General features: G+C 68.0%; 24 protein-coding genes. 13 read left to right on the top strand and 11 right to left on the bottom strand.

Annotated elements, in window-relative coordinates:
- Window positions 1-343: 343 nt before the first annotated feature.
- Complete coding sequence (locus tag AB0F62_RS19285; RefSeq protein WP_361799956.1) at window positions 344-904, bottom strand: hemerythrin domain-containing protein; 561 nt, start codon at window positions 902-904, stop codon at window positions 344-346.
- 575 nt (window positions 905-1479) lie between these two features.
- Between AB0F62_RS19285 and AB0F62_RS19280 the strand changes: the two genes are divergently transcribed.
- The 7 genes from AB0F62_RS19280 (at window position 1480) to AB0F62_RS19250 (ending at window position 6237) form a co-directional block, all read left to right on the top strand.
- The gene (locus AB0F62_RS19280) at window positions 1480-2514 is read left to right on the top strand and encodes an iron-containing redox enzyme family protein (protein ID WP_361799968.1); all 1035 of its coding nucleotides are present in this window, start codon (window positions 1480-1482) and stop codon (window positions 2512-2514) included.
- A gap of 75 nt (window positions 2515-2589) precedes the next feature.
- Window positions 2590-3465 (top strand): SDR family oxidoreductase, encoded by an 876-nt coding sequence (locus AB0F62_RS19275; protein ID WP_361799953.1) that lies wholly within the window; start codon window positions 2590-2592, stop codon window positions 3463-3465.
- A 77-nt stretch (window positions 3466-3542) separates the two neighbouring features.
- Complete coding sequence (locus AB0F62_RS19270) at window positions 3543-3764, top strand: DUF5133 domain-containing protein (protein WP_361799950.1); 222 nt, start codon at window positions 3543-3545, stop codon at window positions 3762-3764.
- A gap of 5 nt (window positions 3765-3769) precedes the next feature.
- Window positions 3770-4867 carry a glutamate--cysteine ligase gene (locus tag AB0F62_RS19265; RefSeq protein ID WP_361799947.1) on the top strand — a complete coding sequence of 366 codons (1098 nt, stop codon included), beginning with the start codon at window positions 3770-3772 and terminating at the stop codon, window positions 4865-4867.
- 264 nt (window positions 4868-5131) lie between these two features.
- Window positions 5132-5386, top strand: a complete 255-nt coding sequence (locus tag AB0F62_RS19260) for an acyl carrier protein (protein WP_361799944.1) — start codon at window positions 5132-5134, stop codon at window positions 5384-5386.
- Window positions 5387-5658: 272 nt separating this feature from the next.
- Window positions 5659-6078 (top strand): nuclear transport factor 2 family protein, encoded by a 420-nt coding sequence (locus AB0F62_RS19255; protein WP_361799941.1) that lies wholly within the window; start codon window positions 5659-5661, stop codon window positions 6076-6078.
- A 6-nt stretch (window positions 6079-6084) separates the two neighbouring features.
- Window positions 6085-6237, top strand: a complete 153-nt coding sequence (locus AB0F62_RS19250; protein ID WP_361799938.1) for a hypothetical protein — start codon at window positions 6085-6087, stop codon at window positions 6235-6237.
- A gap of 113 nt (window positions 6238-6350) precedes the next feature.
- On the opposite strand, the gene AB0F62_RS19245 is transcribed toward AB0F62_RS19250, so the two are convergent.
- From AB0F62_RS19245 to AB0F62_RS19235, 3 genes are all read right to left on the bottom strand, one after another.
- A complete protein-coding gene (locus AB0F62_RS19245) occupies window positions 6351-6785 on the bottom strand; it encodes a DUF2267 domain-containing protein (protein ID WP_361799935.1) in 435 nt (144 codons plus the stop codon).
- Window positions 6786-6846: 61 nt separating this feature from the next.
- Window positions 6847-7242, bottom strand: coding sequence for a DUF2267 domain-containing protein (locus tag AB0F62_RS19240; protein WP_361799933.1), 396 nt, complete (start codon window positions 7240-7242; stop codon window positions 6847-6849).
- Window positions 7243-7340: 98 nt separating this feature from the next.
- Window positions 7341-7775 (bottom strand): Hsp20/alpha crystallin family protein, encoded by a 435-nt coding sequence (locus AB0F62_RS19235; RefSeq protein WP_361799930.1) that lies wholly within the window; start codon window positions 7773-7775, stop codon window positions 7341-7343.
- A gap of 126 nt (window positions 7776-7901) precedes the next feature.
- Here AB0F62_RS19235 and AB0F62_RS19230 point away from each other — a divergent pair, with 126 nt between their 5' ends.
- The 3 genes from AB0F62_RS19230 (at window position 7902) to AB0F62_RS19220 (ending at window position 11768) form a co-directional block, all read left to right on the top strand.
- Entirely contained in the window at window positions 7902-8603 is a 702-nt protein-coding gene (locus AB0F62_RS19230) for an HSP18 transcriptional regulator (protein ID WP_361799927.1), read from the top strand.
- A gap of 1067 nt (window positions 8604-9670) precedes the next feature.
- Window positions 9671-9958 carry a hypothetical protein gene (locus tag AB0F62_RS19225; RefSeq protein WP_361799924.1) on the top strand — a complete coding sequence of 96 codons (288 nt, stop codon included), beginning with the start codon at window positions 9671-9673 and terminating at the stop codon, window positions 9956-9958.
- Window positions 9959-11573: 1615 nt separating this feature from the next.
- Window positions 11574-11768 (top strand): hypothetical protein, encoded by a 195-nt coding sequence (locus AB0F62_RS19220; RefSeq protein ID WP_361799921.1) that lies wholly within the window; start codon window positions 11574-11576, stop codon window positions 11766-11768.
- A gap of 412 nt (window positions 11769-12180) precedes the next feature.
- On the opposite strand, the gene AB0F62_RS19215 is transcribed toward AB0F62_RS19220, so the two are convergent.
- Entirely contained in the window at window positions 12181-12384 is a 204-nt protein-coding gene (locus AB0F62_RS19215; RefSeq protein WP_361799919.1) for a hypothetical protein, read from the bottom strand.
- Window positions 12385-13268: 884 nt separating this feature from the next.
- Between AB0F62_RS19215 and AB0F62_RS19210 the strand changes: the two genes are divergently transcribed.
- Window positions 13269-13544 (top strand): hypothetical protein, encoded by a 276-nt coding sequence (locus AB0F62_RS19210; protein ID WP_361799916.1) that lies wholly within the window; start codon window positions 13269-13271, stop codon window positions 13542-13544.
- Window positions 13545-13756: 212 nt separating this feature from the next.
- On the opposite strand, the gene AB0F62_RS19205 is transcribed toward AB0F62_RS19210, so the two are convergent.
- Entirely contained in the window at window positions 13757-14650 is an 894-nt protein-coding gene (locus tag AB0F62_RS19205; protein ID WP_361799913.1) for an IS982 family transposase, read from the bottom strand.
- 69 nt (window positions 14651-14719) lie between these two features.
- A complete protein-coding gene (locus AB0F62_RS19200) occupies window positions 14720-15478 on the bottom strand; it encodes a Ku protein (protein WP_361799910.1) in 759 nt (252 codons plus the stop codon).
- A 124-nt stretch (window positions 15479-15602) separates the two neighbouring features.
- Between AB0F62_RS19200 and AB0F62_RS19195 the strand changes: the two genes are divergently transcribed.
- Complete coding sequence (locus tag AB0F62_RS19195) at window positions 15603-15869, top strand: hypothetical protein (protein ID WP_361799907.1); 267 nt, start codon at window positions 15603-15605, stop codon at window positions 15867-15869.
- Window positions 15870-16989: 1120 nt separating this feature from the next.
- On the top strand, window positions 16990-17946 hold the full coding sequence (locus tag AB0F62_RS19190) for a TIGR03557 family F420-dependent LLM class oxidoreductase (RefSeq protein WP_361799904.1): 957 nt from the start codon (window positions 16990-16992) through the stop codon (window positions 17944-17946).
- A gap of 611 nt (window positions 17947-18557) precedes the next feature.
- On the opposite strand, the gene AB0F62_RS19185 is transcribed toward AB0F62_RS19190, so the two are convergent.
- The 4 genes from AB0F62_RS19185 to AB0F62_RS19170 all read right to left on the bottom strand — a co-directional run bounded on the left by AB0F62_RS19185 (window position 18558) and on the right by AB0F62_RS19170 (window position 21903).
- Complete coding sequence (locus AB0F62_RS19185; protein ID WP_361799901.1) at window positions 18558-18833, bottom strand: hypothetical protein; 276 nt, start codon at window positions 18831-18833, stop codon at window positions 18558-18560.
- Window positions 18834-19870: 1037 nt separating this feature from the next.
- A complete protein-coding gene (locus AB0F62_RS19180) occupies window positions 19871-20038 on the bottom strand; it encodes a hypothetical protein (RefSeq protein WP_018562898.1) in 168 nt (55 codons plus the stop codon).
- Between the two features lie 684 nt (window positions 20039-20722).
- Window positions 20723-21568 carry a hypothetical protein gene (locus tag AB0F62_RS19175; RefSeq protein WP_361799898.1) on the bottom strand — a complete coding sequence of 282 codons (846 nt, stop codon included), beginning with the start codon at window positions 21566-21568 and terminating at the stop codon, window positions 20723-20725.
- Window positions 21568-21903, bottom strand: coding sequence for a hypothetical protein (locus AB0F62_RS19170; protein ID WP_361799895.1), 336 nt, complete (start codon window positions 21901-21903; stop codon window positions 21568-21570). Before AB0F62_RS19170 ends, AB0F62_RS19175 begins: the two co-directional genes overlap by 1 nt.
- Window positions 21904-21942: the final 39 nt, after the last annotated feature.

Genomic DNA, 21942 nt, shown 5'->3' with positions numbered 1-21942 from the left:
TGAGCGTAGAGAACTCCATGATCACTTTGGCTCGTGCCTGCTCTACTTCCGGGTGCCTGCCATCAACTCCACACCCGCCTACTGCCGAGCCCTCTAAAAGGGTTGATCGCTAGGGCTCCGGCTTGGCGCCTTCGGCGCCATCGGCATGGCCGCCCGCGCGGGGTAAGCCCGTATCGGTAATGTCGCCCCGTTGATCCAGGGCGCCCATCGTGTGCCCGGATCGCCAGGCCACCAGCCACGGCAAAGCCGATGCGCCCACGATCCACCGCGCTAACGAGACCGCAAAGACCTGGGGCGCTCCGGCGCGCATCCCGCCTGAGCGCCCCAGGGAGGCTGGCTCGCGTCAGGAGCGACCGCGGCCGGTGACAAAGTCGCGGGCCCGATCGACCAGTCCGGTGCCCGGCGCAAGGAGCTTGTTGCCGGGCGGAGTGTCAGGGGCGCTGGGGTGCGGCCGGGTCGGTGCGACCTTCTTGGCCTTGCGGACCTTGTCCCCGAGGTCATTGAGCTGCTCGGGCGAGCAGGCCTGCGCCAGGCTCGGGAAGAGCTGCTGCTCTTCCTCCTGGACGTGCTTGGTGACGTCGGTGACCAGTTTGCCCACCAGCTGGTCGAAGCGGGCGTCGTCGATATCGACGTCCTCCAAGTCCTTGAGGACCTGCTCGACCTCGGCGTGTTCCTCGATCTCTTTGTCGGCGAGGGCGTCCCCGCCGGGCAGGTGCTCCCGGACGGCCGGGTACAGGTACATCTCCTCGGCCACCGAGTGCCGCACCAGTTCGATGGTCACCTCGTCGAGCACGTTCCGGCGTTCCTTATCGCCCGCGGGCAGGGCCCGCAGACGGGCGAAGTACTCCTCGACCTCGCGGTGGTCCGCTGTGAGTTCTGCGATGACATTTCCGCCGTGTCCCATCACATGGCTCCCTTCCGGTTCGGACGATCCTCTCCGGGACGGCTTCCCGATCCCGCTACGGGCACGCCCCCATATGTCAGCCATCTCGGCGCCGATGCTCCGCCCAGGCTGGGGCGGTGACGTCGCGGTCGGCTAGGACGTCGCCTGCGGTGCAGGCCAGCGCCTGGGCTGCGGCCAATACCCACCGCTGGCCACTTAGTGCGACCGCTCAGTAGCGCGGGGCCCCTCATCAGGCCAGGCTGGTTTCGTTGAGCTTTGCACGTCAGCGCCGAGGACATAGACCGCCTCCCCGCGTCATTCTGTGCAACGACCAGTGGCGCGACGCTTACCCCCTACACGGAAGGTCACGGTCGCCATGCCCGGGCCGGAGAAGTTGCTGAAGCACCCACGGCCTCTACGCCAGAACCGGCCACGGCCCAATGTGCGGGACACCAATGACTCCGCGTCGCCGGAGACGCTGCATCCCACGGCCCTCACCCGCTGCGGCGTACCGGGGGTCTGATCTCCTTCGGCATGAGGCACTCGCTCTCGGGCAGGAGCATCGGTGTCCCGATGAGGAGGGAAACGTGATCCTCATGACCGTTGCCCCCGACCTCAGGCAAGAACCTGCGCTTCCTGCCGCGCGTGGACCAGTTTCCGCAGCGATCCTGGGCGCGCTGGCTGCCAGCCCGTCGAAAGGTCGGCTACCCGATCTCGGTGAGGAGCTGGAGCAGGCTGATCCGTACGGCGAAGACCTTCAGCTCACGCTGCACGCCTGCTACGAGCTGCATTACCGCGGATTCGCGGGGGTCGATCCTGTCTGGGAGTGGAATCCAGAGCTGCTGCGGCTTCGTGCTGCTATCGAGGACGTCTTCGAAGCTGCGTTGCGCGCGGACACCAGCGGAGCCGACGACTCGTCGGCGCTCTATGCAGAGCTGGACGCACTACTGACAGAGCCCACGGATGCCGACAGCGTGTCGCACCACCTTCGCGACGAAGGGACCTGGGAGGAGGTACGCGAGTACTTCGTTCACCGGTCGGTGTATCAACTCAAGGAGGCGGATCCGCAGGCATGGGTCATCCCGCGGTTGACCGGCCAGGCAAAGGCCGCGCTGGTCGCCGTCGAGTACGACGAATTCGGTGCGGGACGCGGCGAGCGCATCCACGCGCAACTCTTCGCCGAGCTCATGCGCGACGCTGACCTCGACCCGACATACGGGCGGTATGTGAACGATGTCCCGGCAGTCACGTTGGCCACGGTGAACCTGATGTCCCACCTGGGTCTGCACCGCCGCCTCCGCGGCGCGCTCGTCGGGCACTTTGCCGCAGGAGAGATCACGACCGCCCCAAGCGCCCGCCGGCTTGTACAGGCCATCGACCGGCTTGGAGGGGGCCACCCCGCGTGTCGGCATTTCTACAGTGAGCACATAGAGGCTGATGCCGTGCACGAGCAGGTCATGCGCCGCGACGTCGTCGGTGATCTGATCGCGCACGAGCCCTGCCTCACGTCGGATGTCGTGTTCGGGATCCGCGCCACTGGGCTGCTGGACCAGCGCCTGGAGAGCAATCTGCTGGAAGCGTGGCGCGAGGGTCGCTCGTCGTTGCGCGGCTCCACGTTCAGCGCGTCATGAGTGCCCTGCAAGGCCGTTCTTCGTGGCCGTCGACGCTATCTCAAGACTTGATTGAGAAGTGACGGAGGAACCCGCATGACCTCCCGCAACGAGGACCCGGTCAGCCGCCATCCCCAGCCGGACTTCCCCGCCCAGGACCAGCCGCATCCGACGGGGCCGATGGACCCGCCCCCCGACCACGGCGAGACCTCCTACGAGGGCAGTGGCCTGCTGGAGGGCAAGGCTGCCGTGATCACCGGTGGCGATTCCGGGATCGGTCGGGCCGTTGCGCTCGCGTTTGCCCGCGAAGGCGCGGACGTGCTCATCACGCACCTGCCCGAGGAGAGGGCAGACGCGGACAGCACCGTCGCACTCATCGTGGACGCCGGACGAAAGGGCGTCGCCCTGTCCTGCGACATCCGCGAGGAGGACCAGTGCCGCGAGGTGGTCGACCTGGCGCTCGCGCAGTTCGGACGGCTCGACATCCTGGTCAACAACGCCGCGTACCAGATGTCACAGCCGGACGGGATCGGCGCCATCGACACGGAGCAGTTTGACCGGGTGCTCAAGACCAACCTGTACGCGATGTTCTGGCTGTCGAAGATGGCCCTGGAGTACCTCCCCGCTGGCGGCTCGATCATCAACACCAGCTCCGTGCAGGCCTACAAGCCCAGCCCCCATCTCCTGGACTACGCGATGACGAAGGCGGCGATCGTCAACTTCACCCAGGGACTGGCACAGATGGTCGCCTCCAAGGGGGTACGCGTCAACGCGGTGGCCCCGGGACCGGTGTGGACGCCGCTCATCCCGGCGACCCTCCCGGACACCACCGAGTTCGGCAAGCAGTCCCCGCTCGGCCGACCCGCCCAGCCGGCCGAGATGGCCCCGGCCTACGTCTTCCTCGCCTCCCAGCGCGCCAGCTACATAACCGCGGAGGTCGTCAACGCCACGGGCGGCACGCCGCTGCCCTGAGGAACGGCATGCGCCGCCACCTACCGGGAAGACGGTGGATCAACGACCACCTTCGAGTAGCTGCTGGAGGAGACGCCATGCTGATGGCCCACCCCGCCGTCCTGGACGACCTGGTCGACCGCTACCAGACCCTCAGCCTGCTCAACGCCCAGGACCCCGAGGTTCGCCGGCGGCTCGATGACGTCGCGTACACCCTCTGCGTGGCCACCGGCACCAGCGACGTCGACGCGGCCCTGCTCGCCGCCCGTCTCCACCTGCCGGGCGCCCGCCCCCACGACGACTCCCTGGTGGTGGGGTGACGGTTGTGCGCAGCGTGGGAGTAGAGGAAGAGCTCCTGTTGCTCGATGCCGATTCCGACCAGCCGCGTGCACTGTCGTCCGCGGTGCTTCATTCGGCTCGGCGCGACTCCGCTACTCCGGCCAAGGTGTTCGAGGCGGAACTGCAGCGACAGCAAGTGGAGTTCGCCACTCGCCCACAGACGCGGATGCAGGACCTGGCCGACGAGATCGTCCGATGGCGGGCTGAGGCCGCCCGCCACGCCGCAAAAGTAGGGGCCACGGTAGCCGCGCTGGCGACGTCACCTCTGCCGGTGAGCCCGACCCTGAGCACGGGGGCACGGTACCTGTGGATGCGAAAGCGGTATGGGCTAACTGCCGACGAGCAGCTGACGTGCGGGTGTCACGTCCATGTGTCGGTGGAGTCTGACGAGGAAGGTGTGGCGATCCTTGACCGGATCCGGCAGTGGCTCGCCGTACTGCTCGCGATGAGCGCCAATTCGCCCTTCTGGCAGGGGCGGGACAGCGGATACGCCAGTTACCGCAACCGGGTATGGGGGCGATGGCCCTCTTCGGGTCCGGTGGAGGTGTTCGGCTCGGCGGCGCAGTACCACCAGTTGGTCAGGACCATGGTGGCCACCGGCGCTCTCCGGGACGAGGGCATGATCTATTTCGACGCGCGTCTCTCCCGTACCTATCCCACCGTGGAGGTCAGGGTCGCTGACGTCTGTCTGGATCCCGCAGTCTCCGCCCTCATTGCGACGATGGTGCGCGCCCTGGCCGAGACGGCTGCCCGCGAATGGCGAGCGGGAGAGCCGCCTGCCGACTGTAATGTGGCGCTGCTACGGCTGTCCGCGTGGAGGGCGGCACGAGAGGGCCTGGACGGGCAGCTGATCCATCCCGCCACCATGGAACCCGCCCCGGCGGAGACCGTGGTCCATGCCATGCTCGACCACGTACGCAACGCCCTGGAAGACAACGGTGATCTCATCCCCGCCCAATACGCTCTCGCCGAGCTGTTGAAAACCGGGACCGGAGCCCGTATCCAGCGCGAGGTGCTGGCCGAGTGGACCGGGAGCCTCCGCGAAATGGTGGCTGAGTGTGTCCGTCGCACTCAAGGGACGTAAGCGCGGTCGCGTCGCTACGCTTTGCATAGGAATGCGCGTACTCGAAGGGCCATCCCCAGTCGTCGTGTCCCGAAGGCCCCCATAATTCGTCGGAAACTTGACGGCAGCCAACCTCCGCCGACGCTGCAGCCCTACTTCAGTACAGGCCAGAGTGGGTGAGACCTGGGCGGCCGAGGTTCGGTAACGCCTTTCTGAGATCGCACCGTTTGCCCCGTTTTCGCATGGGCAGGCGTGGGACGTTCGCACGATAAACGGAGGGAAACCATGGCGACAGGTGAGACAGGATTCAAGGACGTCGCGTACGACCTGGTATCGGTCCAGTACCACTCACTAAAGGCAGGACACGACTACGGCCAGTACGTCCGGGACGCCAAGAACGCCGGAGAGACCGAGATCGCGGACTTCTTCCAAGACGTGATGCGCGAGGACTCCGAGCGTGCCGCGCGCTGCCACGATTTCCTGACGGAGCTCGCGGAGAAGGGCGACATCGGGCCCGCCGCGTCCTCGTCGAATAGTTGACTCGCGCCGGGCGCGGGTCCCTAAGGGAAACCGGAAGACTGGGCACGGGCGGGTGACCTCAGCGACAGGGCGATCGCACACGGGCGCCCGCCGGTGCCCACCGTCGCTCGACGAGCATGGCGACTCCCGACGGCGAAGGTGAGCCGGTGGATCGTCAGGTTGGTTCCTCCCGCGCCCTGCTGGCGGTCCGTGAATAGGCCCGGCACGACGGCGGTGACTTCCGCCGAGGACGCGGGCACTGGTGTGGTGCCGCCAGCGCCAAAGAGGCCGCAATGTACATCGCCCGTGAGGACCCTAGGAGATGCGCATGGGGTCCCAAGGAGGAGCCGCACACGCGCGGTCACACATGTGATGGTGCTCCCGGAGCGCGGCCCCTAGGCACGTCTGACGAACACTGTTGTACTTTTGGACATGTAGAGGCGACCGCAGACGCTGTTGCCATTTCCAACCTGATCGCCAAGTACGCCGAGCTGGTCGACACCGGAGATCTCGCCGGCGTCGGTGAGCTGTTTGCCGACGCCGTGTTCATCGGCAGCGGCGCGCCGGTCCAGGGCCGGGATGCGGGTGTGGAGAAGATGCTCCGAGACAACATGATCCTCTACGAGGACGGCACGCCTCGCACCCATCACGTCACGACCAACACTGCCGTCGACGTAGACGAGGATACAGGGACCGCTGCTGCGCGTTCCTAGGTCACGGTGTTCCAGTCCCTACCCGACTTCCCGCTGCAGCCCGTGGCCGCGGGGCGCTACAACGACCGTTTCGAGCGCCGGAACCGTCAGTGGCGCTTCACGGAACGCCGGGTCCGCATCCACCTGGTGGGCGACGTCAGCAGGCACCTGCGCGCCTAGCTAGAGCCGAGGCCGCTCGACTGCATCGACCACTTGTTCACTGGAGATATTTGCGCGCCGTCGCTGTGATAGGGGAGCACCAGGGCGTGAACCACGTGAGCAGGTCGCCCGGACTACCCAGCTGGCGCCAACTCTGCACGGCCGAAGAGCAGGCTGTACCCACTGGGCAGCTGCGCAAGGACACTGCCGACCAGGTCCTCCCCGACCATGCGCGCGAGCACCGCGAACACGGTCCCGGCGTCCCAGCGTGCGGTAGCAGGTGTTCCGCCGGTGCGGCTGGCCAGGTCGCTGACGAAGCCGAAGCCGGTGAGCGGTTCCGTGCGAGGAACCTGGGCGGTGAGTTCAAATGCGGCTTCGACGGGAAGCCTGGCGGCGAGGGCAACGCGTTCGTCGCCGATGAGCTGCCGGCCGAGGCCGGCCAGCACCTCACGAATGGCCTGCTCGGCCCGGTCGTAGGTCGGGTAGGCGCCTTCGTAGCGGACGTGCTCGACCATCGCATCGAACGTCATCGCCTCGGCGTGGGGGGTCGCTTGGTTGTGCGCGGGCATCGGAGTGCCTTTCTCGAGCTGTGGGGTGGGAGCAGAGAGTGCTCGCCCCTCGTGGTGATGGTCAGGCCGGTTCAAGGTGGCCGAACAGCAGGTCGTACCCGGGCGGCAACTGCAGCAGAAGCCGTCGCAACAGGTCCGGTCCTGCCTCGTCGGCGGCAACGCTGAGGACCGCGCCGACGTCCCACCGGGCGGTCTGTTCGCTCGCGCCGTCGATCCAGGTGGCGGTTGCTCGCACAAACCGTTCGGCGTCCAGCGGCTCGACGGCCTGGAGCGGGTTGAGCAGGATGAGCGCGTAGGTCTCCGGCAGGCGGGCGGCGAGTTCGGCGCGTTCCTCGCCGACCACGTGGGCGCCGAGTAGTCCCAGTACGACGCGGGCCGCCCGGTCCGCTTCCTGCGGAGTGGGGTATTCGCCGCGTTCCTGGACGCGTGCCAGGAACGCCTCAGTACGCATGGCCACGATGCCCCCTTGGGTGAGGCGGAGGGCGGAGCCGAGGGGGGATCGGTGTCCGTCCTCCGCCGCCTGCATGCCGGGTTCTGTCTGGCCCGGCTCAGGGTTCAGCCGCTGATCTGCCTGCGGTCTCCGGTGGACGTGATCGAGATCTTGCGGGGCTTGGCCCGCTCGGCGATCGGGATGCGCAGGGTCAGGACACCCGCGTCGTAGTCGGCCTCGATGTGCTCGGTGTCCAGGGTGTCGGCGAGCACGAGCTGCCGAGAGAAGACACCGAGCGGCCGTTCGGACAGCTCCATCTGCACGTCGTCGGCCTTGGCGACCGGGCGGCGCTCGGCCTTGACCGTGAGCATGTTGCGCTCGACGTCGATGTCAATCGCGTCCGGGGTCACGCCGGGCATGTCGAGGGCGATCACGTAACGGTCGCCCTCGCGGAAGGCGTCCATCGGCATCGCCTGGGGCCTCGACCAGGTGCCGGACGTTCCCAGCATTTGCTGGGTCAGCCGGTCCAGCTCACGGAAGGGGTCGGTGCGCATCAACATCGTGAAACACCTCCAAGCGTTCGGGCAGTGACTGCCAATGCGCTTCACCTGCTTCCGTTGTAGCATGTCATCCAAGTGATGACAAACCCTGAGTCATCGAATGGATGACGGAAGGAGCGGTTTCCGATGGAGGCCTCCGAGCTCCCCGCACCGATGGATGCCGAGGACAACGGCGGCGTATCACTCATAGCCGCAGCAGCTGCTCTCGGTGCCATCGACCGCGCCTTGCGCGATGCCCGTTCCGTCGACACCGGACTGGCACCCAACGATGACGCGGGTCAGGCTCTCGCCTCGCTCATGCTGCTGCGGGAAGTGCGCGAGCAGCTCGCCGGCTGGGAGAGGGGGCTGATCGAAACCGCCCGAGCCGCCGGCGCGAGCTGGGCCGACCTGGCCAGTCCGCTCGGGGTCGCCAGTCGTCAGGCCGCCGAACGCCGCTACCTACGTCTCCAGCCGGGAGCAGCAGGCAGCACGGGTGAGGCGCGCGTGAAAGCAACCCGGGACCGCCGCGCCGCCGACCGCACGGTCACAGCCTGGGCCCGCGACAACGCGGCTGACCTGCGTCGGCTGGCCGCTCACGTCACAGGGCTGACTGACCTCCCGCCCGGAGCCCGCTCAGCTATCGCCGACATCGACGCAGCCCTCGCCCACGACGACGCGGCACGGCTCATGGCACCCCTCGAAGCCACCCGCGACCACCTGCAGCCCCGGCATCCAGAGGTCGCCGCGCGCGTCGACGCTCTCACTCGGCATGCCGAGCAGCTGCGCCAGGAAAGCGACGACCAGCGACGCAGCAGCAAACGACCTACCGGAGGAAACCCCACCAGCTGACCAAGACGTGCCGCGGCTACGGCGCCGGTTAACCAGGTGGTAAGGGACTCGAAGATCTATGCCTCGAGGATCCGCTGCAGAGTTTCGACCGGCACGCGCGCCACCTGGCCGATGGTGTGCATCCCGTACTCGAGGGTCGCGGCCTGCGCCTTACAGGTCCCGCGCCGGGAGAGGGTCCAGGGAGGTCCTTCCCGCCCGGTAGGCGCCAGGTACGACACGGACGCCACCGCGGCCGGGACCCGGAACCGTGGCTGCTGCCGCCCAGTGAGGGCCGGACTCCGATCTGCAAGGACAGGGCGATAGCCCCGAGAGCCCGCGCCTGAAATCCATAGCTCGGGCGCCGGGCAACGACGGCAAGAGCAGCAGTCGGCTGAAGCGGCTGGACCACCGGCGTGACGTCGCCGAGCAGCGTCAGCAGCTCCTTATAGCTGGGCTCCGGGATACCGCGGGCCGTCACTCGCGTATGCAGTACGGAACGTCCAACACCTAGAGGAACGCCAGGTGACAGCACCGGACAAACAGCCGGCCCGCGGGCGACTGGCCCCAGGCTGGAAAGCAAGCAAGTAGGCTCGCTGATGTGGGCACTCTGCCTTCAGATCTGGAACGGCTGCGTGTAATCCGCCTCTACCTGCAGCTACAGATTGACGCTGTCGACGCCAAGATCCGGGCGACCAAGGCGGCCGAGCCTGCCGCACCTGCACCAGGAGAACGCAGGCACCCTTCTTCCAGTCGCTTCCGCCTCCAGCACGTACCAAAAGAGGGGAGGCTCCACTCGGTTATTCATCGCGGAGACTGCCCGGACGCAGCCGGCGGCTGGCTCAGCGCGCGCGAGGTCGAGATCGCCTTCCGCATGTCCGATGTCATGCCCTGCCCCCGCTGTCACGCGAGCCCGAACGATGAGTAGCCAGCGCGAGGCCTACCCGAAGCAGTCATCCGGTGCAGTAAATGGGCGAAGTGATGGTCCGGCTCCGTCACTGCAATTGGGCACGCAGAGCGGGTTTATCGTGACAACTAAGGGCAAGCCGGGCTACAGGGGGAAGTCGGCTTTCCCGTCCAAGGAGCCCGTCATGATCATCCAGAAGATGCACGGCATGGGCATACGCAGCGAGCACGCGTACCTGGCCGGCATGGCGTCAATCGGCCTGTCCATCGCCGCCTGGGCCACGAGCCTCACGGCAGAGCCAGGCGTAGGCCTGGCGCGCGCCGACCGCTGGGGAATCTATGTCGGCGAGTGGGCCCCCACGTTCTTCGGCCTTGGCCTCGCGCTCAGCCAATACGAGCAAGCGGACGGCACACTCCAGGAGAGCGACATTCACCACCTCAAGGACAAGGTCCAGGAGAAGGTCGCGGCCTGAGGCGCCCCTGCTCGCGCCAACCCTTCAGGCTGCCCGCCTGGTTGTCCCGGTCCACGCTGCGGCCAGGCGGGCGCAGATGCGGTCCCCTCGAACGCTGACCTGCCTGCCGCGACGGGGCACGTCGCCTTTGCAGCTCGGGCGGGGCGGAGGGGGTGTCGGTTATCGACATGCGCGCGCCGAGGTCACTGTGGCCGCCTGAGTGAGCGTCCCAGGTTGGGCGGAACACGCCCGAGATGAGGCAAAGCGCGGCGGGTGGCCCTTCGAGGCGACCCGCCGCATGCCTGTGGAGTGCCGCACAGTGCCGCACCGTCACAACGCTTCGCCAACGGTGACCTTGCGGCGACACCGCTCAGCGTACGAAGAAGGGCCCCGTGTCGCCAGCGGGGCCCTGGGCCGTGTCCGCAGAGGCTGCCACAGACAACGACGCGAGCCTATGCCCGGTGGCGCTACCCACGGGCCGACGCGCCGAAGGGCCACGTCAGCGCCACTCCGAGGGACCTTCACCGCGCCGGCCCTGTCGTCGATCGCGGACGACCATCCGACTCGCGCTGTCCAGGGTGCTCGATGCGCGGCACGACGCGCATCCTGAGCCCGCGGCCCCGTCCTGGCCTCCGTCGCGCGCACACGGGCGGGGCCGCGTTACCGCCCCGCTCGCAGCTATCCGTTTGTCTGCGCGGGGTATCGAACGGCGAGAGCAGAGCAGGAGCCAGCGGCGTCACCACATCGTCGGGCCGACCCCGCGCCACTCGACAACCTCGCCGCTGTACAAGTCAGATATCCGCAGAGGAAGCCCAGCCCGGCGTACCAGTGTGAGCAGCTCGCGCGGAGCGTATGCGAGGCCAAGAATTTTCCCGTCGCACCGCACGCGGCGTCCACCACTTCCCGTCGGTGGGTACACGATCACTCGGCAGTTCATGAGGCAAGCGTGACGTCAGCCATCAGCAGTCGCATGCTGGTAGCGCGGCCCTGTCCGCGCGGGAGTCGTCGCAGGGCAGGGTCGCCCGTTACTTACTTGCGACTATCAGCTTGCAGCCCTGTGCAGGCCCGCGAAGGCTGGGCACAACGCCCAAGGGATGTCCTCCCCCAAGCGTCCCCTGGCCGAGGGCCACGCTCCTGATGTGCGAAAGGCAGGACCTGCCCGCATTTGCCAGCGCGCGGCAGCGATCCAAAGCGCGCATCCTTGGAAATGCGATCCCGCACGACGTGCCTCCACACGGCCGCAGGATCGCCCCGGAAGAAGGGGCCCTTACCGGCGCAGGCTGTGCGGTGAGGGCCTCGCGGATTGCGCGGAGCAGGCGCACCATTGAACTGCGGCCTCGCTGACGTCCTTCCCTGATTTGAGGCGGGGCCACCGAAACGTCCGCCCGACTGGTCGTGTGACGTATCCACGAGGCCCGGGCCCCAGCCGGGCGGGCTCGCGTAGCAGCAGATCCTCGCCTGGTGCCGTATGCGCGCATCTCGCGCCTGCCGAGGTCAGACGCACCTTGAGGATTGCGGGCGCCGAGGGTTTCGGCGACTCCCGGCAGGTAAGGCGACCGGGCGGACCCGCCGCAGCCCTTTCCTGCTCGCTCGACGGCTCCCCCGAAGGTGCCTCCCCCTCGGCAAGGAGGACTTGATGGACGAGACAGTTCGTATGCATCGCCCGGGCGAGAAAGTCCCGGTCAGCGGCATATACGAGTGCACCTGCGGCAACGGTCACCGCTTCACCAGCACGGACGTACACGGCCACACCTTCCCGCCCGTCCCCCAGGAGTGCTCCGGGGTCGGCTGGAACCTTTTGGCCCCCGCCCACGCGGAGCGGAGTCCGTAAGCCCTCTGAACGCCCGCCTGGCTGTGCGGGGCCGAGGCAGCGGCCAGGCGGCCCACGAGGTAGTCCCGCCAAACACTCGTGCCTGCCGCGGCGGGACTGTCGCCCTTTGGAACGACAACGCGCATCAGCACGATCACCGCCCGCCCGTCCACCCGTTCGCGGCCGTCGCCCTCACTGCACTACCCATCCTGCCGCTCGTCGGGGCCGACTCGGTCACTGCCGCTCCGCAGCAGGCCCGTCACCGCCGCCCAGTCCGGTAGCCAATACCAGGGACCGGTAGGGCGGGCCCCGAAACGCGGCACGGCGAAGATTGGCCCGCCAGGCGCCGCGTGGCCGTAGCAGTGGGCGGCAACGTCAGCGCGAAACGCCGCTACCACTGACTGTGAGACTGGTGCTCGCCTACCGCGGCGGCTCACGGCCACACGTCGGGGCCGCCGCCTCGCCAGTCAAAGAGGTCGGGGTCGAGGACGCTGACCGAGTCGGGGTCGAGGCCGGCGCGGCGCAGGAACTCCAGCAGGTCAGCCATGCGGTACGCGGTGCCGAGGATCTCGCCGTCCGCGCGGACCACCCGGCCGCCTGTGTCCCCGAGTGGCATCACAACTATGCGGTGCTCCATGTCGCCAGGATGCCTCTGGGGCGGTTGAGGCGCAGCGTCGAAGAGCGGCCTCGACCAAGCGGAACGAGATTCAGCCCTCAGGGCGGGGCCGCCCGGGGCCGCGCCGACCTCACCCCCGAGCTTCGGCGGGCGCTTACGGACGCGACTCCGCCTGCCTTCCCTTGGCTCTGCCTTCGAGTGGCCACGAGCCCAGCCCGGCCCGCCCCGGCCGATCGTTCACATCCCATGAGCACCGTCGAAGGCGACCTTCCCCCCGACGATGACGTCGACGTGGCCCTCACCGGCCCCGTCGACCAGGCCGCGCCTGGATCGAAGCCCGAGCTAAGGAGGGGAGTAGCTCCCTGATCGACCTGCCCGACGGCCTGGTCCGCTGCCGCATGCGCATCGTCGCGCCGCCCGAGCTGGACGCAACATAGGGATCACGGACACGCAGGTTTCATTGTCGCGGGGCAGGTTAGGCGACCTGGCGGAGCCGCCCGTTTCGCCCCCCGACCGGGCGGTTCCCCGAGAGGCTCCGCCTCTCGGCGGTCACGCCTTGCAGGCCGGGACCTGCTCCACTTAGGCCCCGGCCGGCGGGGAGGTCACATGGATCGCCCCGGCGAGAAGGTCCCCGCCAGCGGCCTCTATGAATGCACCTGCAGCCAGGGCCACCGCTTCACCCGCACGGACGTGCAAGGCCACATCTTCCCGCCGGTCCCCCGCGAGTGTTTCGGAGTCGGCTGGAACCTGCTGTTGCCCGCCCTCGCAGAGCGGAGCCCGTAAGACAACCAAAGTGCCCGCCTGGCTGTGCGGGGCCAAGGCAAGCGATCAGGCGGGCCTCAGACGCGGCCCCGTCAAACGCTGACCCGCCTGCCGTGGCGGGACCGCCACCCTTAGGAACGACCATGCACATCAACAGCATCACCGCCCGCCGGGTCGCAGCCGCCGCCCTCGCGGCACCTATTCTTACGTTCGTCGGGGTCGGCACGGCCGCCGCCGCGCCACAGCAGACCGCCACCCAGTCCGTCGTCGATCACGGCGGCTGCTGGGGTTACGGCTGCGGCTACGGCGGATACGGATACGGCGGCTATGGATACGGACCCGGATTCGGGTACGGACCTGGTTATGGCTATGGATACGGCCCCGGATACGGCAACGGCGTCATAGTGATATTCGGGTAACCGCAAGCAGGCAGTGAGGCCCCGCCCGGCGTACCCCGGTCCCCCAGGAGTGCTACGGGGTCCTCTGGAACCTCATGCGGAGAGCAGCCCGTAGACCCCCCAGCAGGCCCGCCCGGTTACGCGGTGAGTGCCGGGCGGTGCCTCCACGCACTCCACCGAACGCGGAGCCCCAGGCAGCAGTTTTCTTCCCTAGACGAGTAGTTCCGATGTGGTCAGTGGTCGAAGGCGATCAGTGACCTGGTGGTGGGTGCGTTGATGTGGTGGTTGTGCCAGATGGCTGCTGCCATCGCCAGGATTCGTTGGGCGACGCGGACCGCCACGCCCTCGAAGGTGCGGCCGCCGTGCTGTTCCAGGCCGAGCTGCCCCTTGAGGGTGTCGTTGACCGACTCGATGAGCTGGCGGACCGACTTCAGCAGCGGTTCGCCCGGTCGGGTCTTCTCCCGTTTGAACGATGGCCTCAGGAGTGTGACGCCGCGCGTTGCCAGTTCGGCTTCGAACTCCTTGGACGCGAAGCCTTTGTCCGCGATCAGCAGCAGGCCCGGTCGGTCGGTGGCCAGATGCGGCTCGCGGTCGAGCATCGCGGCCAGGACCTCGCGTTCGTCGATTTTCGGGCTGGCCAGGGCCCAGGTGATGGGCATTCCGGCCGGGGTGCAGATCAGGAACAGTCGCAGTCCCCAGTACCAGCGGCTGTGCGAGCGGCAGAATCCGTAGGCGGCCCAGCCGGCCAGATCGGAGCGTTGGACCGTGGGCCGGGAGCGGCCGCATTCCACGGGGGTGGAATCGGTGATCCACACGTTGTCGAACCAGAATGCGGTGTCGGTGGCGAGTTCCCGAATGACTCGCTTGACCAGCGGTAATGCCGAGCGCAGGCGCTTGTTGTAGCCGGGCCGCTGTGGCAGGTAGGGGAACATGCAGGTCAGCTGGGCGCGAGCGAACCGCAGCCAGCGGGCTTCGGAGTGGAAGCCCAGCAGGGCCTGGGCGACCGCGAGGCAGACGAGCTCGGAGTCGCTCAGCCGGGGCGGTCGGCCCGTACATCGAGTTCCTCCGATCCCGTCGTCGATCTTCACGTACAGTGCGGTCAAGAGGGTGTTCAGGTCTGTCGTCACAAACGGATCTTGGACACCCTCACCCTTTCCCGGCAGCCGAACTTCGGAACTACTCGTCTAGCGGGGCAATCAGCGGTTTTCGGCCTCCCGGATGCTGGCTTCCAGTGCCGCCATCAGATCCACTGCCAGCACCGGCTCTTCCGGCACTTCGACTTCGCCGCCCGTCATCTTCGCGACCACGAGCTGCTCCAGTGCGGCCGCGTACTCGTCGTGCAGGTCGGCGATCTCTACCCCGGCAAGCAGGTCCATCAGCAGCTCCGCAAGCTCCAGCTCTCGGTCCGTCACCGGTGCCGACGAGGACAGGTCATCCGGCTCACGAATCTCCTCGGGCCACAGCAGGGTGTGGAGCACGAGCATCCCGTGCCGTGGCCTGAGCACCGCCAGCCGTTCACGGGTGCGCAAGGTGACTTTCGCGACGGCGACCCTCCCGTGTCGCGCCAGGGCCTCCACCAGCAGCGCATACGGCCGCTGCCCCTGCTCGCCAGCTGCGCCGACCCAATACGGGCGGGAGTAGAGCACCGGGTCGACATCGCCCTCGTCGATGAAACCCAGGACCTCGACCGTCCGCTTCGTCGGGAGGGGAAGCCCGGCCAGATCCTCATCAAGGAGCACGACGGTGCGGCCGTCAGGCCGCTCCAGGCCGCGCGCGATCTCCGACTGCGGTACCTCGACGTCTTCGCTCTCACAAACCCGGCGGTGCCTGACCCTGGAACCGTCGCGCGCATGAACCTGATGGAAACCCGTGCCGTGCTCCTCAGCCGCCGAGTAGAGGTGGATGGGCAGGGTGACCAGGCCGAACGAGATATACCCGGTCCAAATCGCGTGCATACCGACAGCGTGCAATCCAGGGCAGCAAGGCGCTCTCACTGATGCTCCGGGCCGGTGACAGCAATTTTGCGCCGAATGCGTGATACGCGAAGAGGTGGGCTGCCGCAGCGGCTAGGCTCCCGGAATGGCACCTTCCGACACGCCGACTTGCGAAGCAGGGACGCTGACCATGCCGAAGACTCGCCTGAAGTGCCGCAACGCCTCCTCGGCTGCGGCCGTCGTGGCCGCTGGCGACGGGCCCGGCGACGCCCAACACTCCGTCCGCCAGGACGGCCGTCACGTCGTCATCGCCTATGCCGACAAGCGGTGGCCCTTCGATGTCGCAGAGTGGGCCGCCCTCGAAGGACACGCTAGCGACAAAGCCGCGGCGCGGGTCATGTCGGAACTTTGAAGCGACGGCCCCCACCGCGCACCGCCGCAGGAGATGAGGGCCGCCGAGCCATCCCAAGCGGCCCCACCCGGGTGGGAGCGGGCGGAACCGCAACTCCAAAATGTGGGTTGGTACACATCTCCGCGCACTGACCTATCTGCCCACGACGCGGATCGCGTCAGGATAGCCATGATGATCTTCTGCGGCGCGCCGGTGTCCACTCGGTCACCGTCTCGCTGGACGACCCGCATCTGACTTTTGAGGTGCAGGTCCGACCGCGTGGATGCCCACGTCAATACGCGATGACGCCGTTCACCACGACCGTGCACATGTACCGATCGTTGGGCGGGCATGGAAGACACCGCCGGTACGTCGACGCCACCCATCACAAGCTTTGCTGAACTTGCCGGGGCGTACTGGCTGTCGGCTTCCTCCCCCATCTACAACGCCGTGGTGCGGCAGTGGCTTGAGCAAGGCCGTGAGGTCCCCCGACTGCCCCAGGTCGAGGTAGCGCCCGGCGGCGACCTCTGCACGCGGGCCTGATTTGCAGTAGATCGCCAAGGTGGCGAGCTGCGGAGCACACCGGGCACCTGCGAGCTTCAGCCTCGTTGCCGTACGGCGGTGTGCGGCACCTGCCGCGAATCGCAGTGGAGGGACACGGCGGCGAGCTAGGCAAGGACGTAGCGACAGCGGTATTGCGGTACGGGAGCGGGCACCGGGGCCGGACTCTGGTAATCCAGCTGCTCACCTCCAGACTGCGGCAGCTACGCTCCGGCGAGGACCAAACCCGCTGACGACGGCTTCCGCAACGCGCCTTCCGAAAGCGGAGGTCTTGAGGGGTGGCCGTTGCTTCGGACGAATCCGACGGCAGGGAGGCGCCAACGGCTCGCACGAGGACGTCGCGCGTGCCAGCGCACTGGGCGAAGTGCCTGCTCCGCGCCCAGGGCCGCTCCACTCTGATGGCAGCTTGCGCTGCGCGCGAAGAGACGCGCTGTGAGGAAATCGGAGAGGACCGGGAACGTGACGCAGATGGATGCCGAACCCGGTGGGCCGATGGTTCCCGCAGATCTGTCGCGAGGCATCGACGAAGGTCCAGGCGGCCCGCTCTCCGTCTGATCACCAACTTGTTGGAAGGAACTCCATGACCGTCTACGGATACTTCCTGTCCTCGGAAGAGTTCGCACCCGCCGAACTGATCGAACAGGCGCGCATGGCCGAGCAGGCCGGGTTCGAGGCACTGGCCATCTCCGACCACTTCCACCCATGGAACGACGAGCAGGGCGAAAGCCCGTTTGTATGGTCCATGATCGGAGCACTGTCCCAGGTGACATCGCTGCCAGTCACCACCTTGGTCACCTGCCCCACGGTCCGTATGCACCCGGCGATCAACGCCCAGGCCGCCGCAACAGCGGCCGTGCTCACCAATGGCCGATTCCGCTTCGGGCTGGGAAGCGGTGAGGCACTCAACGAGCACATTCTCGGAGACGCCTGGCCTGAGGCCGCGGAGCGCCTGCAGATGCTCGAAGAGGCCGTCCAGGTCATCAGGAAACTCTCCACGGGGGAGCGGGTCACCCACCACGGCACCCACTACACCGTGCAGAATGCCCGGCTCTACACCGTTCCCACGCAACCAGCACCGCTGTACATCTCCGGCTTCGGTCCCGAGGCGGCGGCGCTGGCCGGCCGCATCGGAGACGGCTTCGTCACCATGAAACCCGACACGACGCTGGTGGAACAGTTTCGGCGAGCCGGAGGTGGCAGCAAGCCGGTCATCGGCGGACTGAAGGTTTGCTGGGACACCGACCGGGCGCGCGCGGTGAAAACCGTGCACCGGCTGTGGCCCAACGAGCAGCTACCGGGCGAGCTCGCCCAGATCCTCCCTACCCCCGAGCACTTCGAACAGGCCGCCACCCTCATCACCGAGGAAATGATCGCCGACACCATCGTCTGCGGCAACGACGCCGACGACCACTTCGAAGCCGTCAGCTCATACTCCCAGGCTGGATTCGACGAGGTCTACGTGAACCAGATCGGCCCTGACCAAGAGCAGTTCTTCGACTTCTACCGTGCAGAAGTCCTCCCCCGCCTGCGCGCTTGAGCGTGCCCACGGGGACGCGATCTGCCAGGGGGTGCAGCCGAACTGGCAGGGGAGCATCAGCCACGGCAGGGCGGGGGGGACGCTCTTACTCGGACAGCGCGAGGTCTGGTCCGGGAGGTCGACGCCGCGGGCCGTGACGACCGCTGCCGCATGCGCATCACCGCCCCTCTAGCGGTGTGAGAGTTTCCCGCGGCGGGGGTTTCGGCTATCTGTGCGAGGTAAGGCGACCTGCCGGAGCCGCCCGCTTCGCAGGAGGCTCTCTGAGAGGCTCCCCCTCTCGGTGATCAGCGTCCTTGTAGGCCAAGGGCCTGCCCTTCAGGCCAGGGCTGGCGAGGAGGTCACAGACCCGCATGTATCGCCCCGGCGAGAACGTCCCCGCCAGCGGTATCTACGAATGCACCTGCGGCCAAGGCCACCGCTTCACCACCACGGATGTGCGGGGCCACACCTTTCCACCAGTCCCTCACGGCTGCTCCGGGGTCGGCTGGAGCCTTTTGACCCCGCCGGCCCCTAAGCAGCCCGTCTGGTTTCGCGGTGAGTACCAGGCGGGCGTATACGCGGCTCCGCCGGCGCCACGGCGGGGCCGCTCACGCTGCAAAGGCAGCGGCTGGCTACTCGCCAGCGTAATCGTCACCGTACGCCGCCTTCCGGATGGCCCTTCCCAGCTCGAACGAGCCATGCTTCGCTTCAAGGCCGGACTCCTCGATCGCGGCCCGGAACTCGGCCGCGACCTCCTGCCATTTGGCCTGCAGCGCGACGCTCTCGGCTCGCTGCTGTTCTGACCACTCAAGGACTGCGGTCTTCGTCGCCCGGTGGTGAGCGTCGAGTGCCTTCCGGGCTGTGTCGTACTGCCGCCGCAGCTCAGCGAGTGATTCGGGAACATCCATGGCGCGGATGCTAACCCCGGGCACTGACATTGATGCTGATACTCAGGTCCTGGTGGCTGTGGCTCGGGCACTGACTGACGCCCTGCTGGGTTGTCCTCGCGCTGTTCTGTCCGGCCGCCGGGACCTGTTCTCATGGCTCCGGCCGGGCGGAACATGACCTGATAGGAGCTTGGTCAGAAGCCCCTTCAATGTCCTGTCTGCGCCACCCGGCCGGTGCCTACCTTCGGCGAGGAAGGCAGCACCAGCATGACATCAGCGGTGGCACCGGACACGGGTTACGGCCGGCTGGTATGGCGCGCAAAAGACCGCCAGGGGGCGCCCGCCTCTTTGGGGAGCGGCACCGCCGTCTGTGTGCAGCAGGTTCGACGGGACCGCGTCCTCGGGCCCGCCCGGCCGCAGCTCTGCCCCGCACGGCCAGACGGGCGCCTGAGCGGCCCCCGCCTGACCAGAGCCAAGGGAAGGCAGGCGGGGGCCGCGTCCGTGAGCGGCCCCGCCGGGGCTCGGGCGGTGAGGTCGACGGGACCGCGTTCCTGGGCGGCCCCGCTCGTGAAGGGCTGAATCTCGTTCCGCTTGACGAGGCCGCACTTCCACCCTGCGCCTCAACCGCCCCAGGGGCATCCTGGCCGGATGGAACACCGCATATTTGTGATGCACCGGGGGAGACCCGGCGGCCGGGTGTCCGCGTCGACAACGAGCTCCTGGGCACCGCGGACCGGATGGCCGACCTGCTGGAGTTCCTCCGCGCCGGCCTCGACGCCGACCTTTTCGACTGGCGTGGCGGTGGACCTGAGGTGTGGGACTGCACGGTGCGTGGAGCCACGACTCTGCAGAAGACTTCATCCCGCCGGCGAACCCGCACAGGGCCGAGGTTGTGCTGCAGGGCCCAGACGGTGGGGTGGCGCTGCTTCGCGAGTGGATCGAGTTCCGGACCGCCGAGGTCCGCAGCACACTCGCGGCGGCCAGGCTGCTCGACGAGGGCGGAGGGAGTTTCAGCAGGCTCAGAAAAAAGCGGCTGAACCGTTGGGGGCGGTGGTGCCTTAGCGGAGCAGACTTTGACGCCTGTGACGCCCTCTCGCGACGATGTAGACGAAGTCGAGCACGAGGACCACGATGCCGATGATCAAAAGATAGAACAGACCATGGGCAACCGCGCCGATCAACCCGAGGATGATCGCCGCGATGATAAGCAGCAGGAAAAGCACCATTTCCGAGCACCTCCTCGACGCAGCTCCGCGACGGGCGGGGTGCCACCGCCACCAGCCCCGCGACGGAGTGGGCGATGGCTCCAGTAGGGCGTCTTGCCCCGGGCAGGCCTGGGAAACCACTACGCCGGAGTAACTCACCGCTCGCCGAACCGCCCCGGCTTCCTACGCTGCTGGTATGCGCGCGATCTGGACCAGCTACGTGTCCTTTGGCTTGGTCACGCTGCCTGTCCACCTCTACTCCGCGACCGAGGAGTACGGCAGCAGGTTCCATCAGGTCCACGCGAGCGACGGGGCGCGCATCCGGAACCGGTGGGTGTTAGTTGTATGCCACCGGGGACCACCGGCGGCCGGCGATCCGCGCAGACGACGAGACCCTCGCTACGGCGTACCGCATGGCCGATTTGCTGGAGTCCCTGCTGCGCGCTGGCCTCGACCCCGACTGCGCCAGCGTCCTCGACCCCGACCTGTTCGCCTGGCACGGCCGGCGGCCCTGGAGTGCGGTGAGTGCAGGCTGTAGGGACCAGCCGCGCGACCGGTCGAGAACCTGGGCCGTCGTGCCTGCTGCAGCTGCGTTGTTTTGGGCTGGCTTGGCCGGCTCCGGTATCACCCCCGAGCGCCACGCACCAGGCGCCCGAACGCACGGAAGCGCCCCGTGGCCGAAGGTGAGCGGGGCGCTGGCGTCTCTCAACTGTTCGACGGCTCGCAGGCCGGATTAGCGCCGGGCGCATGGTCTGGGCGGGGCCCGAATGCCCTGGTGCACCTCGGGTGGGAGATGGGCCACGCCGCAGCGTCCTCGATCGTGCGGAGCGTGCCTGTGGCCTTGTCGGGGTCCTTGTGGCTGGTCCAGCCGCACCTGGCGCCGTCGAAGACCTCCATCCACTGCACGCCGGCCTCCCGCGCCCGGTTGAGGGTGCCCGCGTTGTAGGCCACCGCGCTCTTGGCGAGCGTCGCAGCCTCCGCCCACGCATGCACCGGCATCCGCGCACCGTTGCGGTAGATCACCGTCGTCAGCTGATGCTCGGCGGCCAGGCGGTCAGCCAGAGCCTTCGCGGCCTGCAGGGCCGTGGTGTGGCCGGCGGCCAGCAGCGGCACCTCGCGGCGTGCGGCGTCCCGTACAGCCCGGTAGAACGCGCCGGCCATGCGCTGCTCCTCCTGTGAGCGGCGCAGGAAGTCGGCGTAGGAGTCGGAGGCCAGCGAGTGCAGGGCCTCGCGGTGGATGAGCGTCCACGAGAAGTGCCCGCCGACTGCTCGCGCCGCGGCCCGCGCCCCCTCCTCGTACAGGTGCGGCAGCTGCACGGACACGAACGCCCGCGCTTCGCTGTCCACGCGCTGCTGGAAGTCGGTGATGGCGGCCTGGAACTGGGCGAGACGGGTGGCGACCTCCCGGGAGCGGGCGTTGTCGCCGATCGCCGCGATGACGGCGGCCTGCTCGTCGGCCAGGCGCTGCCAGGCGTCCTCCAGCACCGTGGCGACCCTGGCCGCCACGGTTTCGGCGTCGCCGGGCGTCAGCGGCGGAAACTCGTAGGCCACTACCGGCACCAGGGGTCGACGTACCGGCGGCGGGCGGGCTGCAGCGGGGCAATGACCAGGGTGTCCCCGCTGGCCGGGTCGTCAGGGGCGGCCGCGTCCTGCACGGCTTCGATCTGCCGCTCCAGGCCGGTGAGGTTGTTGGACTGGTCGAGGGTGGCGACACCGTTGACGGTGAGCTGCAGCGGCTCGGCCAGCAGCTTCGCACGCCTCTCGGACAGCACTTCCAGGGCGACAGCCCGGGCGCTGCCCAGGCGGGTGTAGCGGGTCTGCAGGTCGCTCTGGTCGGTGGCGGGGCCGAGCTGCGCCAGGAGCCAGGCCAGGACTGCGGGGTCCACGGGCGGGTCCTTCCGGGTAGAGACACGGCCCGGCACCCC

This window comes from Streptomyces sp. NPDC026673, assembly GCF_040638135.1.
GTDB lineage: Bacteria > Actinomycetota > Actinomycetes > Streptomycetales > Streptomycetaceae > Actinacidiphila.
The sequence above is the reverse complement of the archived record's forward strand: the minus strand, read 5'-3'. Positions and strand labels throughout refer to the sequence as shown.

What these genes read in the sequence shown, in the direction of transcription:
- AB0F62_RS19255 (WP_361799941.1), top strand. Translation starts at nt 5,659, where the DNA reads ATGTACATCGCCCGTGAGGACCCTAGGAGATGCGCATGGGGTCCCAAG.
- AB0F62_RS19280 (WP_361799968.1), top strand. Translation starts at nt 1,480, where the DNA reads ATGACCGTTGCCCCCGACCTCAGGCAAGAACCTGCGCTTCCTGCCGCG.
- AB0F62_RS19270 (WP_361799950.1), top strand. Translation starts at nt 3,543, where the DNA reads ATGCTGATGGCCCACCCCGCCGTCCTGGACGACCTGGTCGACCGCTAC.
- AB0F62_RS19275 (WP_361799953.1), top strand. Translation starts at nt 2,590, where the DNA reads ATGACCTCCCGCAACGAGGACCCGGTCAGCCGCCATCCCCAGCCGGAC.
- AB0F62_RS19285 (WP_361799956.1), bottom strand. Translation starts at nt 904, where the DNA reads ATGGGACACGGCGGAAATGTCATCGCAGAACTCACAGCGGACCACCGC.
- AB0F62_RS19230 (WP_361799927.1), top strand. Translation starts at nt 7,902, where the DNA reads ATGGAGGCCTCCGAGCTCCCCGCACCGATGGATGCCGAGGACAACGGC.
- AB0F62_RS19260 (WP_361799944.1), top strand. Translation starts at nt 5,132, where the DNA reads ATGGCGACAGGTGAGACAGGATTCAAGGACGTCGCGTACGACCTGGTA.
- AB0F62_RS19200 (WP_361799910.1), bottom strand. Translation starts at nt 15,478, where the DNA reads ATGCACGCGATTTGGACCGGGTATATCTCGTTCGGCCTGGTCACCCTG.
- AB0F62_RS19235 (WP_361799930.1), bottom strand. Translation starts at nt 7,775, where the DNA reads ATGTTGATGCGCACCGACCCCTTCCGTGAGCTGGACCGGCTGACCCAG.
- AB0F62_RS19215 (WP_361799919.1), bottom strand. Translation starts at nt 12,384, where the DNA reads ATGGAGCACCGCATAGTTGTGATGCCACTCGGGGACACAGGCGGCCGG.
- AB0F62_RS19185 (WP_361799901.1), bottom strand. Translation starts at nt 18,833, where the DNA reads ATGGATGTTCCCGAATCACTCGCTGAGCTGCGGCGGCAGTACGACACA.
- AB0F62_RS19220 (WP_361799921.1), top strand. Translation starts at nt 11,574, where the DNA reads ATGGACGAGACAGTTCGTATGCATCGCCCGGGCGAGAAAGTCCCGGTC.
- AB0F62_RS19180 (WP_018562898.1), bottom strand. Translation starts at nt 20,038, where the DNA reads ATGGTGCTTTTCCTGCTGCTTATCATCGCGGCGATCATCCTCGGGTTG.
- AB0F62_RS19210 (WP_361799916.1), top strand. Translation starts at nt 13,269, where the DNA reads ATGCACATCAACAGCATCACCGCCCGCCGGGTCGCAGCCGCCGCCCTC.
- AB0F62_RS19195 (WP_361799907.1), top strand. Translation starts at nt 15,603, where the DNA reads ATGGCACCTTCCGACACGCCGACTTGCGAAGCAGGGACGCTGACCATG.
- AB0F62_RS19245 (WP_361799935.1), bottom strand. Translation starts at nt 6,785, where the DNA reads ATGCCCGCGCACAACCAAGCGACCCCCCACGCCGAGGCGATGACGTTC.
- AB0F62_RS19225 (WP_361799924.1), top strand. Translation starts at nt 9,671, where the DNA reads ATGATCATCCAGAAGATGCACGGCATGGGCATACGCAGCGAGCACGCG.
- AB0F62_RS19190 (WP_361799904.1), top strand. Translation starts at nt 16,990, where the DNA reads ATGACCGTCTACGGATACTTCCTGTCCTCGGAAGAGTTCGCACCCGCC.